The 15,372-nt window shown below is 46.4% G+C and carries 13 protein-coding genes; all 13 read right to left on the bottom strand.

Annotated features, from left to right (window positions below):
- Nucleotide 1: 1 nt before the first annotated feature.
- Nucleotides 2-1,981: a Stk1 family PASTA domain-containing Ser/Thr kinase gene (gene pknB / locus D1970_RS03705; RefSeq protein ID WP_119111521.1), complete on the bottom strand. Its 1,980-nt coding sequence runs from the start codon at nt 1,979-1,981 to the stop codon at nt 2-4.
- A gap of 5 nt (nt 1,982-1,986) precedes the next feature.
- Nucleotides 1,987-2,736 (bottom strand): Stp1/IreP family PP2C-type Ser/Thr phosphatase, encoded by a 750-nt coding sequence (locus D1970_RS03700; RefSeq protein ID WP_119111520.1) that lies wholly within the window; start codon nt 2,734-2,736, stop codon nt 1,987-1,989.
- 4 nt (nt 2,737-2,740) lie between these two features.
- Nucleotides 2,741-3,832 carry a dual-specificity RNA methyltransferase RlmN gene (gene rlmN, locus D1970_RS03695; protein WP_246370094.1) on the bottom strand — a complete coding sequence of 364 codons (1,092 nt, stop codon included), beginning with the start codon at nt 3,830-3,832 and terminating at the stop codon, nt 2,741-2,743.
- Nucleotides 3,807-5,189 carry a 16S rRNA (cytosine(967)-C(5))-methyltransferase RsmB gene (gene rsmB, locus D1970_RS03690; protein WP_119111518.1) on the bottom strand — a complete coding sequence of 461 codons (1,383 nt, stop codon included), beginning with the start codon at nt 5,187-5,189 and terminating at the stop codon, nt 3,807-3,809. The genes rlmN and rsmB overlap by 26 nt, the downstream gene beginning before the upstream one ends.
- Entirely contained in the window at nt 5,182-6,135 is a 954-nt protein-coding gene (gene fmt, locus D1970_RS03685) for a methionyl-tRNA formyltransferase (RefSeq protein WP_119111517.1), read from the bottom strand. Before fmt ends, rsmB begins: the two co-directional genes overlap by 8 nt.
- Nucleotides 6,132-6,617: a peptide deformylase gene (gene def / locus D1970_RS03680; RefSeq protein ID WP_119111516.1), complete on the bottom strand. Its 486-nt coding sequence runs from the start codon at nt 6,615-6,617 to the stop codon at nt 6,132-6,134. Before def ends, fmt begins: the two co-directional genes overlap by 4 nt.
- 71 nt (nt 6,618-6,688) lie before the next feature.
- Nucleotides 6,689-9,103 (bottom strand): primosomal protein N', encoded by a 2,415-nt coding sequence (gene priA, locus D1970_RS03675; protein ID WP_119111515.1) that lies wholly within the window; start codon nt 9,101-9,103, stop codon nt 6,689-6,691.
- The gene (gene coaBC / locus D1970_RS03670; RefSeq protein ID WP_119111514.1) at nt 9,100-10,314 is read right to left on the bottom strand and encodes a bifunctional phosphopantothenoylcysteine decarboxylase/phosphopantothenate--cysteine ligase CoaBC; all 1,215 of its coding nucleotides are present in this window, start codon (nt 10,312-10,314) and stop codon (nt 9,100-9,102) included. Before coaBC ends, priA begins: the two co-directional genes overlap by 4 nt.
- 186 nt (nt 10,315-10,500) lie before the next feature.
- A complete protein-coding gene (gene rpoZ / locus D1970_RS03665) occupies nt 10,501-10,734 on the bottom strand; it encodes a DNA-directed RNA polymerase subunit omega (RefSeq protein ID WP_119111513.1) in 234 nt (77 codons plus the stop codon).
- Between the two features lies 1 nt (nt 10,735).
- A complete protein-coding gene (gene gmk, locus D1970_RS03660) occupies nt 10,736-11,350 on the bottom strand; it encodes a guanylate kinase (RefSeq protein ID WP_119111512.1) in 615 nt (204 codons plus the stop codon).
- A 10-nt stretch (nt 11,351-11,360) separates the two neighbouring features.
- Entirely contained in the window at nt 11,361-11,624 is a 264-nt protein-coding gene (gene remA / locus D1970_RS03655; RefSeq protein WP_119111511.1) for an extracellular matrix/biofilm regulator RemA, read from the bottom strand.
- Nucleotides 11,625-11,680: 56 nt separating this feature from the next.
- Nucleotides 11,681-12,556, bottom strand: a complete 876-nt coding sequence (locus tag D1970_RS03650; RefSeq protein ID WP_119111510.1) for a YicC/YloC family endoribonuclease — start codon at nt 12,554-12,556, stop codon at nt 11,681-11,683.
- Nucleotides 12,557-12,646: 90 nt separating this feature from the next.
- Entirely contained in the window at nt 12,647-15,337 is a 2,691-nt protein-coding gene (locus D1970_RS03645; protein ID WP_119111714.1) for a cation-translocating P-type ATPase, read from the bottom strand.
- Between the last annotated feature and the right edge of the window lie 35 nt (nt 15,338-15,372).

The following is a 15,372-nucleotide window of genomic DNA, read 5'->3' as shown; positions in this document are numbered from 1 at the left end:
TTTAATCTTCCGGATATGGTTTTACATCTTCAAGAATAACCGTATTATCCCTGATGACTTTGTATCCCGCTTTTTGTCCTGGTTCAATCCTGAATTCCAGGCGCTTCTTTGTCGGTCCAGTGATCTTAAACGTTTCTGCCGGTTCCGTCATGCTCCTGTCAGCATCCTCGATAAATATCTGGACTTCCTGCGGGGCACCATCCATTTCCGGATCATATGGTATCGTAATTTCTTCATAAACCGTTTTAGGCGGCAGCGTTTCCTTGCCTTTAGAGATAACGACAGTAACCCTGCTGTTCTTTTGCAAGCTTGTTCCAGGTGCGGGATCTTGCCTGATGACAAGGCCTTCCTCAACGTTTTCGCTGTATTCTTCGTTCACATTAATCGCAAGGCCCTCAGTTTCTCCATAATCCTGAACACCTTTTTCATTGAAGCCTGTCAAATCCTTCAGTACGATTAAATCGGGCCCTTTACTGACAATGAACTCAAGTTCTGTTTCATCTGGTATTACTTCTTCCCCACCTGAGGGATATTGATCAAGTATCGTACCTGGTGCACTTTCATCATTCTCTTCCGTTTTCACAATGTCCTTAAAATCCTTTTTATTGAGAAGGCGTTCCACGTCTTCAATAGACCGTCCCCGATAATCACCCAGCTTAAACTTTTTCTTGCCTGAGCTGATATACAAGTCGATATTAGCCCCTTCCTTCGCGGTTGAACCCGCTTCAGGGCTTGTCTTTATAATTTTTCCTTCTTCAATGTCTTCATTGGGTACTTTTTTCTTTTCGTCAATGACGAATCCTGCAGACATCAGGTCTTCCATCGCTTCCTCGACTTCTTTACCGCTTACATCAGGTACCGTTTTGTCTTTTGGACCCATTAAGTCTGGAAGGAAAATGAATGCCAAAACCGCGAGAATCGCAATAGAGAACAATGACACCGCAAGAACAATCGGCCATTTTTTCTTTTTCTTATTCTTGTTTTTCTTTTTTGCTTTTTTCTTGACGTCCTTGCTGCCTGAAGCATCCTGTCCATCCGTTTCAGTGCCATGAACCAGTGTTTCATCCAGATTGCTTATCGGGCGGTCATCAGTAATGACAGGTATTGCTTTTGTCGCATCATTATCAATAGGTACAGAAAACTTCTTCTCGTTCAGCCTTGACGGGTCAAGTGCCGTTCGCAAATCCTCTTCCATTTCATACACATCGTCATACCGATGGAAAGGATCTTTAGCAGTGGCCCTCAGCACTATATTTTCAACACTTTGCGGAATAGATGGGTTCCATCTCCTCAGCGACGGTGTTTCCGATTGCAAATGCTTTAACGCAATCGAAACTGCGGACTCGCCGGAAAACGGCAGCCTGCCTGTCAGCAGTTCAAACATAACAATCCCAATCGAATAGATATCCGACTTTTTGTTGGCCATTCCCCCGCGTGCTTGTTCAGGCGACAGATAATGGACCGAGCCCAGCACCGAATTGGTCTGGGTAATACTTGTGGCACTAAGTGCCATAGCAATCCCAAAATCGGTGATTTTTACATTCCCTTCATCGTCTACCAGAATGTTATGAGGCTTGATGTCCCTATGGATAATATGATTCTGGTGGGCATGGGCGATGGCAGATGTGAGCTGTTTCATGATGTCGATGGCTTTCTCGATAGGCACAGGCGCATTTTGCTGTATGTATTGTTTCAATGTCTGTCCGTCCACATATTCCATGACAATATAGTATAATCCGTCTTCTTCCCCGACATCATAAATACTCACAATATTGGGGTGAACCAGGCTTGTTGCCGACTGCGCTTCCCTGTGGAACCTTCGGATAAATTCTTCATCATTTGCAAAATCAAGACGGAGCATCTTAACGGCAACATCCCGGTCCAAGATCATATCGTGGGCAAGATAGACATTGGCCATGCCTCCGCCGCCAACCATATCAAGAATTTTATATCTCCCGCTAATCCTCTTTCCAATGATCATGTCTGTCACCTGCCCTCGCTGCTCTCTGAATACAGGACAATAGCAAGAGTAATGTTATCCTCGCCTCCATAATGGTTTGCGCGCGTAACAAACTCGGACGCCTTTTCATCGAGACTTTTTTCCTGTATTAAAATCTCTTCCATCTCAGCCAATGAAATTTTGTTTGACAGGCCATCGGAACAAAGGAGCAATGCATCGCCTTCCTCAAACATAATCGTCCGGATATCCATTTCGACTGAATCTTCCGTGCCAAGCGCTCGAAGGAGCACATTTTTTCGGGGATGGTGTTCAGCGTCTTCCTTTGATATCTGGCCGGACCTGACAAGTTCATTTACAAGTGAATGGTCCTCGGTAAGCTGTTTGAAACCCAACTCATTCATCAAGTAGCAACGGCTGTCTCCAATATTGGCAATCGACGAAAACAAGTCTGTACAGATGGCAGCTACGATTGTTGTCCCCATTCCTTCACATTCTGCATTTGTCTTGGAATGTTCAAAAAGAAGTTTGTTTATTTCGGAAATTGACTTTTTCAGCCACTCCTCCGCTTCCTCCGCTGACTTAATGGAAACTTCGGATTCCCATGCTGATTTCAGGCTCTTGACTGTCATTTCGCTGGCCACATCCCCGGCCCGGTGGCCGCCCATGCCATCTGCAACGATGGCAAGGTTCTGGCCGGCCTGATTGGTAAAAATCCCTCCATTGTCTTCATTGTGAATCCGGATTTTACCCCTGTCCGTCACGAAAACAGCGTTCATCCTTTCACCTCGTCTCTTCTTTTCTTTCCTTTGCCCTTAGCTGTCCGCATGCAGCATCGATGTCATGCCCCTGCTCGCGCCTGATGGTGACATTTACGCCACGGTCCTTAAGCGTTTTCTCAAACTTAAAAATTTGTGCCTTTGGCGTCCTTACATAATCCCGCTCAGGTACATAGTTGACCGGAATCAGATTAATATGGCATTTGATGCCCTTTACAAGCTTTGCCAATTCCTCTGCATGCTCAACCTGATCATTCACTCCGCCAAAAAGTCCGTATTCAAAACTGATCCTCCGTCCGGTTTTTTCGGTATAATATTTTACTGCTTCCATCAGGTCTGGCAGTTTATAGGCACGATTGATAGGCATCAGCCTGCTCCTAATCTCGGTGTTAGGTGCGTGCAGTGAAATAGCGAAGTTGATTTGCATGTTTTCATCAGCAAACTGGTATATCTTCGGAATGATACCGCTCGTTGACACTGTAATATGACGTGCGCCAATATTCATTCCTTTTTCATGATTGATAATTTTCAGGAATGACATCATATTGTCGTAATTGTCGAACGGTTCACCAATCCCCATTATGACGACCGAGCTGACACGCTCTTCCGTTTCATCAAGCGCCTGTTGTACTTTTACGACTTGCGCTACGATTTCTCCTGCTTCCAGATTTCTTTTTAGGCCGCCAAGGGTTGAAGCGCAGAAAGTACAGCCAATCCGGCAGCCAACCTGCGTCGTTACACAGACGGAATTGCCATACTCATGGCGCATCAGCACCGTTTCAATGGTTACACCGTCATTCAGTTCGAACAAAAACTTAATCGTGCCGTCTGACGAGGTCTGCTGGATAACCGTTTTAAGTGTAGTAAGAACAAAGTGCTCCTCGAGTAAATTCCTTAGCGTCTTGGAAAGATTGGACATGTCCTCAAAGGATACAGCCCTTTTTTTATAAAGCCAGTCAAAAACCTGCTCTGCCCGGAACGCTTTTTCTCCTCTTTCTTCAAGCCAGACCTTCAGCTCATTAAGCTGTAATGAATAAATAGAAGGCTTTTGCTGCTCATCTGTTGTCTTATTACCTGGTGTTTTCTGTAATTCCAAGTTCATCATCCGCCTTCCTTTTCATGCTGGCAATATAAAAACCATCTGATCCAAAGTACTGGGGCAATATTTGGGTGCTGAAGCCCTTCATGAATGGCTTGACACCTTCAGGCATTCTATCGGGCAGGGAGGCATCCTCTTCAAATTCCCTGTGGCTGTCAAGGAAACTGGAAACAGTTTCTTCATTTTCCTGGCTGTCAAGCGTACATGTACTGTAAACGAGCGTCCCGCCTTTCTTTAGTAGGGGGGCTACTGCATCAAGTAGGTTTAGCTGGATTTCCTGGAGTCTGTCAAGGTCACTTTCGCGTTTCGTATATTTCATATCAGGCTTCCGCCTGATCACGCCAAGACCGGAGCAAGGAGCATCAAGCAGGATCCGGTCAAAAGATTCTTTTTCGAAATGGTCTGGCGCCTTGCGGCTGTCCATTTCAATCGCTTCAATATTTGACAATCCCAAACGGGTGGCATTGTCAACAATCAATTTAACCTTGTGGGCATGAAGGTCTAGCGAGACCACCTTTCCGGTTTCGAAAAGCTTTTCGGCGATATGCGTTGATTTCCCGCCAGGGGCAGCACATGCATCAAGTATAGTATCACCTTTTTCCACCCCAAGTGCATGGGCGGCAAGCATAGAACTTTCATCCTGAATGCTAAGCAATCCTTCTTTGTAAGCATTTGATGCTGCAAGATTTCCTCTAAGGCACCTAATTGCTTCGGGAGTAATCGGGCTTGCTTCTACCGCGAAACCTTCTTGCTCAAGAAGCTCGATGCAAGCCTCGCGAGTGGTCTTTCCAAGGTTAACCCTTGCCGTCTGAAGGGGTGCGAGAACATTCATTGCACAAATTTCCCCTGCTTTTTCCTTCCCAAACTGACTGATCCATCGTTGGACAAGCCACAGCGGATGGCTTGTCTCAATCGCCATTCTCTCTGCTGGATCCTTAATGGAATCCAAAGAAGGGAGCCCTTCGCGTTGGATGGTTCTCAATACTCCGTTGACCACGCCCGCAATTCCTTTGTGCCCCCTGCGCTTCGCTATTTCGACCGCTTCATAGATGGCTGCCCGGTCCGGCACCCGATCAAGGTATACCATCTGGTAAACCGTAACCCGCAACAGCTGGAGGACCCATTTTTCAAGCTTTTTGGCATTCTTGATAAATGGAGCAAGGTAAAAATCGAGTGTCATCCTCCGCTGCAGGGTACCGTAGACAAGCTCAGTGAGCAAGCCTGTATCTTTTGGGCTGATCTTGTTTTTATTGATGGTGCTGTTAAGCAAAAGATTACTGTAAGCCTGGTTCTTCTCAATAGATTCAAGCAATTCCAATGCAGTTTCCCTTACGTTTTTTCTGTTGCTATTCATCGTTGTCTCCTAATTTCATTCCTGCTTTAATATAGCTTCCGGCTCCGCGCAAGAATTGTCCGGCTGACATCCGTTTTTTTCCTGACGGCTGCAGCTCTGTTATTTTTATTATAGTTGCGTCACCGCTTGCAACATGGATTGCGTCTTCTTCCACTGACAAAATAATGCCTGGCTCAGAACCCGCTTCCCCAGCTGCTTTGCTTGCTCCCCATACTTTCAGTATTGAACCTGAAATCGTCGTGTAGGCAACAGGCCATGGATTCAAGCCGCGAATGTGGTTGTATATTTCCTCCCCTGGTTTTGACCAGTCAATCTTTTCCTCTTCGCGTTTGATGTTCCATGCAAAACTAGCTTCTTCATCCTTTTGAGGAACCGGGACAATTTCGTTTCTGAGAAGCTTTGGAATAGTATCTGACAGGAGATTTGCTCCTATTCTGCTAAGCTTGTCATGGAGCGTTCCGACATTGTCGTCCTCCGTGATAGCAACTTCCGATTGCGTGAGGATGTCGCCTGCATCCAATTTTTCTGCCATATACATGATTGTGATTCCCGTTTTCTCCATTCCCCTGATGATGGCGTAGTGGATAGGAGCGCCCCCGCGGAGTTCAGGCAAAAGCGATGCATGCACATTAATGCACCCGAGCCTTGGGGCTTCAAGCAAAGCCTTTGGGAGGATTTGCCCGAAAGCGGCTGTAACGATAAGCTCCGGCTCAATCCCAAGGATTTTCTCCAGCTCTTTCGGCTGGCGGATTTTTTCCGGCTGAAAAACAGGGATTCCGTGTAAGAGTGCTTCCACTTTTACCGGGGGCGGAGTCATTTCTTTTTTCCTGCCCACAGGGCGGTCAGGTTGTGTGACGACAGCTGCAACGTCATAGCCGTCCTCTATCAGTCTCCTTAAAACAGGCACCGAAAACTCAGGTGTTCCCATGAATACAATCCTGGTCATTCTTTGCTCAGCTCCTCTAACTCTTTTTCATCGATATATTTGCTGACTTTGGATGTGAAAAGAATGCCGTGCAGATGGTCAATTTCATGCTGGATGGCCCGTGCGAGGAAATCCTCCGCCTTCAGCTCGAATTCTTTCCCTTTTCGGTTGTACGCCTTGACTGTAATAAAACGGGGACGGCTGACTTCCCCATAAAGGCCAGGAAAACTTAAACAGCCTTCAGGGTCGGTCTGCTCCCCCGATGAGCTGATTACTACTGGATTGATCAATTCAATCGTTCCGTGCCGGTCTTCTATATCAACGACGGCAATCTGGCTCTTGACCCCGACTTGGGGAGCAGCAAGGCCGACACCGTCAAATTCAATCATCGTTTCATACATATCATCCAGCAGCCTTGCGAGCTTTTTGTCAAACACCGTTACCGGGTCACACTTTTGCTCGAGTATATCTGCAGGATATTCAACAATTTTACGTATAGACAAGTTTGTTCCTCCATTTTTCACGTTTACCGCAGCTATTCTGATTTTCTACAAAATAAGGTACTCCCATACTCCTACATTAAAAGATAAGGATTTAAATCCACTGAAATCTGCAGCTGGCCTGAAGCTGTTTCCTGCTGGTAATGTTCAAGTATTGACTTAAGCGCTTTTTCCAGCCCAGGCTCCCTTTTGTATTTTATCAAACATTGGTACCGATATCTATCATTGATCCTGGGGATTGGCGAAGCAACAGGCCCCAGCACAACCGCTTCTTCCGAAAGCTTCAATGAAATATGCCTTGTGATTTTTTCTGCGACGGAAACAGCCTTCATCAATTCCGCATGGCTGACAGTAACAAGAGAAATATAATAAAAAGGCGGATACTTATGAATCTTTCGCACCATCATTTCCTGATTGTAAAACTGGTCAAAATCCTGGGTGCCTGCAAGCTCCACACTGTAATGCTCAGGCGTGTATGTCTGGATGACTACTTCACCGGGTAAATCATGGCGTCCTGCCCTTCCACTCACCTGTGTGAGCAGCTGGAATGTCTTCTCGGATGAACGGAAATCAGGAAGATTCAGCATTGTATCCGCACTCAGGACGCCCACTAATGTAATATTGGGAAAGTCCAGTCCTTTTGCAATCATTTGTGTTCCCAGCAGGATATCGGCATTCCCTTCCTGAAAAGAATTCAATAGTTTCTCATGGGAGCCTTTCCTGCCAGTCGTGTCTACATCCATCCGAATTACCCTGGCATGAGGCAGCAGCTTAGCCAGTTCTTCTTCGACTTTTTGAGTCCCAGTGCCGAAGTAACGTATATGTTCACTTCCGCATTCCGGACAAACCGAGGGAACACCCTCATCGAATCCACAATAGTGGCATTTCATCCGATCATTAAACCGGTGGTAGGTTAACGTAATATCACAATGCGGACAATTGGCAACATACCCGCAGTCCCGGCACATTACAAAGGAAGAATGTCCCCGCTTATTCAGGAAAAGCACGGTTTGTTCTCTTTTTTCAAGCCTGTCCTCCAGTTTCTCAAACAGCTTTCTTGAAAACATAGAGCGGTTGCCGTCCCTTAACTCTTCCCTCATATCGACTATTTCGACAGGAGGCAGCGGCTTATTGTTCAGGCGCTTCGGGAGGTTTAAAAGCGTATAAACTCCTTTTTGGGCCCGGGCAAACGACTCTAGCGAAGGGGTAGCGCTTCCCAATACGACCGGACAACGGTGAAAAGCAGCCCGCTGGATTGCCGCATCCCTTGCATGGTAACGAGGATTTTCTTCCTGCTTATAGCTCGTTTCATGCTCTTCGTCGATGATGATGATTCCAAGGTTTTCAAAGGGAGCAAAAATGGCGGAACGGGCCCCAACGACTACTTTTACTTCCTGGCGCTGAATTTTCCTCCACTCATCGTACTTTTCACCTGCCGACAGTCCACTGTGCATCACTGCAACAAGGTCACCAAATCTTTCCTTGAAACGGGTCACCATTTGAGGTGTAAGCGCGATTTCCGGTACAAGCACAATCGCTTCTTCTCCCTTATCAAGTACCTGCTGGATCGATTGGAGATAGATTTCCGTTTTACCGCTGCCTGTTACCCCGTACAGCAAAAACACTTCATGGCGGTCTTCGCCAATAGATGAGAGGATGGGACCTATCACTTTTTCTTGCGAAGGCGTGAGGTTAAGCGGCTTCTTCTTGACGAATTCCCGTGTTTCATAGGGATCCCGGTAAACCTCTATTGCTTCTTCCTGAAGAATTCCCTTTTTCACAAGCCCTTTAATAGAAGCGGCAGAAATGTCCAGCTTGCCAATTAGCTCACGCAACTCAATAGGCTTCGGATCGTCGATGAAAAAACAAAGCAGTTTCTCCTGTCCCTTCGCCCTTTGTCCCAGCAAAGCTTTCTGCTTTTCCAGCTCGTCCTTCTCAACTGCCGGGTAAACATGCTTCAGTTTTTTTTTCCTGACTTTGTCCCTTACTTCATGAATGACTTCGATTCTTCCCTCGGCCGCTTCCTTCTGCAGGCTGGGCAGCAAATTCTTCAGTGAGGATTCATCCCATTTTATTTCCCGTGAATCCTTGAATAGCCGGCCGACTGAATCAGACAGGTCCTTAGGGAATACTCCTTGTGCCAGGGCCAGTTTTTTTTCATACTTCGCTTTCAGGGCTGCAGGTAGCATCGCTTGGAAAGCGGAGATTTTGTAGCAAAGCGTCTTTTCCGTCAGCCAGTCCCCAAGTTTAAGAAGTTCTTCATTCAGTACTGGTGTCAGATCAAGTGTTTCAGCAATTTCTTTTAACTTTGCAAATTCCGATTCACCCTTTAATCCTGTTACAAAACCCTGGACGTTTCGGGGACCAAACGGGACTTTGACCCTCATTCCCGGTTGGATATAACCCAGAAGCCTGTCCGGAATCAAATAGTCGAAGGTCCGGTCTGTCTGCCTTGCCGGAACATCAACAATGACACTTGCTATATTCATTTTCCGTCATCCTTTTTAAGCTCAGAAATTATTTCCGAAAGCAGGTGCCTAGCTACCTCTTGTTTTGACATCAACGGCAGGCTTAACATATCCCCGTTCCGTTTAAAGATTGTTACAATATTTGTCTCCGTGCCAAATCCGGCACCTTCCTGTTTTACATCATTTGCTACAATCATATCAGCATTTTTTTTGTCGAGCTTCTTTCGGGCGTACTTCTCGACATTGTCTGTTTCCGCGGCAAATCCGATCAGAAGCTGATGCGTTTTCCTTTTGCCAAGCTCGAGCAGAATATCTTTCGTTCTTTCAAGTTCGAGCACCTGGCCGCCTTCCTGCTTCTTTATTTTATGGTCAAAAACATGTTTTGGCCGGTAGTCGGCTACTGCCGCAGTTTTGATGACGACATCGGCTTCTTCGAACAAACCCGATACTGCCTGAAACATATCTTCCGCACTCTCAACAAGAACGGTTTCCAAACCTTCCGGAGGGCATAGGCTAACCGGGCCCGAAACAAGGGTTACATCTGCTCCAAGCTTTGCTGCTTCCCCAGCGATTGCATAGCCCATTTTACCGGATGAATGGTTGGTCAGAAAACGGACAGGATCGACTTTTTCCCTAGTAGGGCCAGCCGTAACAATAATTTTCGTGCCGGAAAGAGGTTTATTTTCCGCAGCAGCAAAGAATTCCGTGATCGCATTCAGAATTGCTTCTGGTTCCTCAAGCCTTCCTTTGCCGACATATCCACAGGCTAAATATCCTTCTCCAGGTTCAATAAACCTGTATCCAAATTCCAGTAATGTCTGCATATTCTTCATGACAGCAGGATGCTCATACATATGGACATTCATTGCCGGGGCCACCCACACCGGTGCAGTTGCAGCCAGCAATGTCGTTGAAATCATGTTGTCTGCAATCCCGTTCGCCATTTTCCCTATGATATTGGCCGTCGCCGGAGCGACAAGGATTAAATCGGCCCAATCAGCCAGGCCGATATGGGCAATGCTTGCCGGATCTTTTTCATCGAATGTATCCGTATAAACTTCATTCCTTGAAAGTGCCTGAAAGGTCAGGGGTGTAACGAACTTAGCTGCTGACTCGCTCATGATCACTTTTACTGCCGCCTCGCTTTGTACAAGCTTGCTCGTAAGTGCTGCTGCTTTATAAACTGCGATTCCACCGGTAACACACAATAAAATCTTTTTTCCTTTCACCATGACAGAACCCCCATAAAAATCGTTCATTTTATTCTTCCATTATGCTCGAAACATGACATTTTTTCACCTATTTCAAGTTCGGGATTTCCTGAAACCAGCATAACAGAAACATGTGTTCCTATCCAGAAACAGAAACTGTCCTTACCAGGAGTGCCCACATAAAAAATAACAACCCGTCACGGGTTGTTATCGTTTTTTTAAGTTCTCTGATTCTATGTCAATAGGGCCTTCATTCTTAAAATGAAGCTTGTCGGCATAGATTTCTTCAAGGGACTTGCCAACAAACTTGTGAGAAACATATTTATTCATCTGCGGATCATACTTAACCTGCATGCTGCGGGCTCTTTTGGCAGCCACTGATACAAGCGAATATTTGCTGTCGATTTTGTCCAGCAAAGAATCAATAGAAGGATAAAGCAAATCAATCAACCTCCAACATTTTTTTATAACGGTACTGAACTCTTTCCCTGCGGCAGTGTTCGGCTACAACAATCGAATTGATACGCTCACAGGCAAGTTCCACCTGGTCATTTTCCACGACATAATCATAAAGCTTCATCATTTCGATTTCTTCGCGTGCAGCTTTCATCCGGCTTTTTACAATCTCTTCGGTTTCTGTTCCCCTTGTGACAATCCGGTTTTCCAGTTCAGAAAGGCTTGGTGGAGCCAGGAAGATGAATAGGCCTTCCGGAAATTTCTTCCGTACCTGGCTGGCTCCCTGTACTTCGATTTCCAAAAAAACATCTTTTCCAGCATCTAGTGTTTCCCGGACATAATCAACAGGGGTGCCGTAATAATTACCAACATATTCGGCAAACTCGAGCAGACGGTCTTCCTGGATCATCTTTTCGAATTCTTCCCTTGTTTTGAAAAAGTAATCTACGCCATTGACCTCCCCCTCCCGCGGGAGGCGGGTGGTAGCGGAAACCGAATATTCAAACATAGTATCCGGCTGTGAAAATATTTCTTTCCGCACAGTTCCTTTTCCAACTCCCGAAGGACCGGAAAGGACAATCAACAATCCTTTTTCCTGCATATAAACAATCCTACCCTTCCTCTATTATATCATCACGGTCATTCAGTCTGTGCGCGACAGTCTCAGGCTGGACTGCTGATAAAATCACATGATCGCTATCCATCACAATGACCGCTCTCGTTCTCCTACCGTATGTGGCATCAATCAGCGAACCACGGTCGCGCGCGTCCTGAATGATCCTCTTGATCGGCGCTGATTCAGGGCTGACAATCGATATAATTCGGTTGGCAGAAACAATATTGCCGAATCCGATATTAATAAGCTTAATGGACATGCTGGTCCCCCACTCAACATTTATTTATTTTTGCCTTGCACAAGGCTTTCTAAACGCTACTCAATGTTTTGGACCTGCTCCTTCACTTTTTCAAGGAGACTTTTCATTTCCACAACTTCCATCGCAATTCCCGCATCGTTTGCCTTGGAACCAATCGTGTTGGCCTCCCTGTTCATTTCCTGGACAAGGAAATCCAGCTTCCTTCCGATGGGCTCATCCAGACAAAGCGTTTTGAAAAATTGCCCGGCATGACTTTCCAGCCTGGAAAGTTCTTCGCTTATATCGGACTTGTCAGCAAAAAAGGCGACTTCTGTAAGAATTTTCGATTCCTCCGCCTGGCTGGCAATTAATTCTGACATCCTTTTCTCAAGCCGTTCCCTGTATCTTTCCAACACCACGGATGCAAGACCCCTGATATGGACTATTCGTTCCTCGAGTATACCGATGTGTCCGGCCATATCCTTTTCCAGCGATGCTCCCTCCTGCAGCCTCATTTGCCGCAGCTGAGCACCAGCTTCAGAGCAGGCCTTCAGAACAAGGATTTCCAGTTCTTCGTTACCGTCATCCGTTTCTTCAAACCGGATCAGTTCTTCTCTTCCGGCCAAATCACTAATGGAGAGTTCTCCGGAAAACCCGTATTTATTCTTAATTTCAGTTATGTATTGGAAGTATTCATCAAGCAGCTTCCAGTCAATGGAGACACTTCTGCTTACCGTTCCTTCCCCTTCAAGGGTTACATAAACTTCGACTCTTCCCCTTTTGATATGCCTGTTAAGTTCTTTCTTTATTTTCTCTTCTATTTTCAGGAGCTGGCGAGGCATGCGGATATGAAACTCACAAAATCGGTGATTGACGGTTTTCACCTCGACCGTCACACTGTAGCGGCCCGATTCTGCCTTGCTTCGTCCAAAGCCAGTCATGCTGACAACCATAGGTGACACATCCAATCTGTTAAAAGTCGAAAATCCCTTAAATGGGGCAAAAAAAAAGAAGGCAATAGGGCAACCCTATTACCTTACGGATTATACCATACTTTTATTTGTTTTTCTTGCAAAAAATGTCCCCGCCAGTAAAAATGTAGGAATTGCTGAAAGGCCGACAATCAAAAGCCAATCGCCAGGAATGATTGGTACTGTGTGAAAAATCGGCTGCAGCGCAGGAATATAGATGACCCCCAGCACCAGGACAAGTGAGGAAATGACTGACCATACGAGATATTTATTCTCAAACGGGTTCCTCGAGAAGACTGATTTTTCACTCCTGCAGTCAAAAACGTGGATTAGCTGCGCCAAAACAAGGGTTGCAAATGCGACTGTCTGTGCATAAGCGAGATCATTAGGATCTCGCTTGTAAATGATAATGAAAGCAATCAGCGTTATAACTCCAATCAGGAATCCTCTTGAAACAACCTTCCAGCCAAGTCCCCGGGAAAAGACTCCTTCCTTTGGGTGGCGCGGTCCTTTTTTCATAACATTGTCTTCAGGCTGGTCAAGGCCAAGCGCCATGGCAGGAAGCCCATCAGTCACCAGATTCACCCAAAGGATTTGGATAGGGACAAGCGGCAATGGCAAAGCCAGAATCATCGCAAATAGCATAACGAGGATTTCTCCGACATTTGATGCAAGCAGGTACCGGATGAATTTTCTTATATTTTCATATATATTGCGGCCTTCCTTGATTGCAGCCTTAATCGTCGCGAAATTGTCATCGAGAAGAATGAGGGAGGATGCTTCTTTTGAGACGTCGGTCCCGGCTATCCCCATCGCAATCCCTATATCCGCTGCCTTGATAGCAGGGGCATCATTCACTCCGTCCCCAGTCATCGCTACAACATGGCCTCTGTTCTGGAGGGCTTTTACAATTTTCAGCTTATGTTCGGGAGAAACACGGGCAAATACAGAGACATCATCGACTACTTCCTCAAGTTCCCCGACTTCCATTGTTGAGAGTGCGTGACCGTCCATTACCTGGCTGCCTTCCTTTAGGATACCGAGTTGGTTCGCAATTGCCTTTGCGGTAATGACATGGTCTCCTGTAATCATCACTGTCTTGATCCCTGCATCCCGGCATTCTTTGACCGCAGATTTAACTTCGGGCCTAGGTGGGTCTATCATGCCTTGCAGGCCAATAAAGGTTAAATTCGTCTCTGCCTCTTCTTCACTGCAATTTACTCTGTTTCCCGGAATCAGTTTGTACGCGACTGCAATGGTCCTCAATGCATTCCCGGCAAGGCCGTCGATTGCATTCTGTACTTTTCCTGACAGTTCTTTTGTCATTAACTCGGGCCTGTTATTCCAAAGGATTGTCTTGCTCAGGCCAATCAGTACATCAGGGGCGCCTTTCGTTACAACGAATGTTCGTCCTGCCTGGTCTTTAACAATCACGCTCATTCTCTTCCGTTTTGAGTCAAATGGAAACTCGTTGATGATCTCAAACTGTTTTCTTAAATCCCCCTGCCTCCAGCCTGCTTTCATGGCAGCCACGAGGAGCGCGCCTTCAGTCGGGTCTCCGTCAATCACATACTCGCCATCTTTCTCGGCAATTTCCGCATGATTGCAGAGCATGCCGAATGTCAGCAGCTGCTGCAACGCTTTTTCAGCTTCCACCTCAACTGTTTTCCCTTCAAAACGAAAACTTCCTTCCGGCACATAACCTGCACCATCGACAGTCCATGTCCGTCCCCCGCTCCAAGCATGGGTAACCGTCATTTTGTTTTGCGTCAAGGTTCCGGTTTTATCTGAACAAATGACTGAAGCGCAGCCAAGCGTTTCCACCGCCGGCAATTTCCTGACGATGGCTTTTTTGCGGATCATCCGCTGGACGCCAAGCGACAGCGCAACCGTTACAATAGCGGGCAGACCTTCTGGAATTGCTGCTACTGCGAGTGAAACTCCGGCAAGGAACATTGTATAAAGGTCGTGTCCCTGAAGAACACCGATGGCTACAACGAGCATTGTCAACAGAAGAGCGGCAGTAATCAATATTTTCCCCAGCTGTTCGAGCCTGTGCTGTAGTGGCGTTTCCATTGTTTCAGCATTTTGGAGAAGGTCCGCAATCCGACCCATTGCTGTTTTCATGCCCGTAGCCACGACAATTCCGGTACCGCTCCCCCTTGTGACCATCGTACCCATGAATGCCATGTTTTCCAAATCCCCGATACCCGGGTCGCCCAGCTTGAGCGGGTGGATATCCTTTGCGACTGGTACCGACTCTCCAGTCAAAGCCGACTCTTCAATCTCAAGGCTGACTGATTCGATCATTCTTACATCAGCCCCAATTCGGTCTCCAGCTGTAAACTTAAGGATGTCGCCGGGAACCACGCTCTTTGAGGCTGTCTTCAGCCATTTCCCATCACGCAGAACGTTAACCTGCGGAGCGGAAAGTTCCTTTAATGCATCTAATGATTTTTCCGCTTTTCTTTCCTGGAAAAAACCGAGGAATCCATTTACTATCACAATGGCGATAATTGCCACGGCATCAACCACTTCTCCGAGCAATCCGGAAACCAGTGTAGCTGCCAAAAGAACCAGCACCATAAAGTCTTTAAACTGGCTGAAAAAAAGCAGAAGCGCTGATTGTTTTTCCCCTTCTTCAAGCATATTGGCACCATGCTTCTGAAGTCTTGTTTTTACTTCCTTTTCCGTCAATCCTTTGTTACAATCTGTACCCAGAGCCCTGGAAATTTCCGTTTTGTCCATCTCATGGTATTTCATCCAGCCATCACGCATCCTCCCCCGCATTGGAACAA

The organism is Mesobacillus zeae (assembly GCF_003570705.1).
GTDB classification, from domain to species: domain Bacteria; phylum Bacillota; class Bacilli; order Bacillales; family Cytobacillaceae; genus Mesobacillus_C; species Mesobacillus_C zeae.
This window is presented reverse-complemented; position numbering and strand designations above follow the sequence as displayed.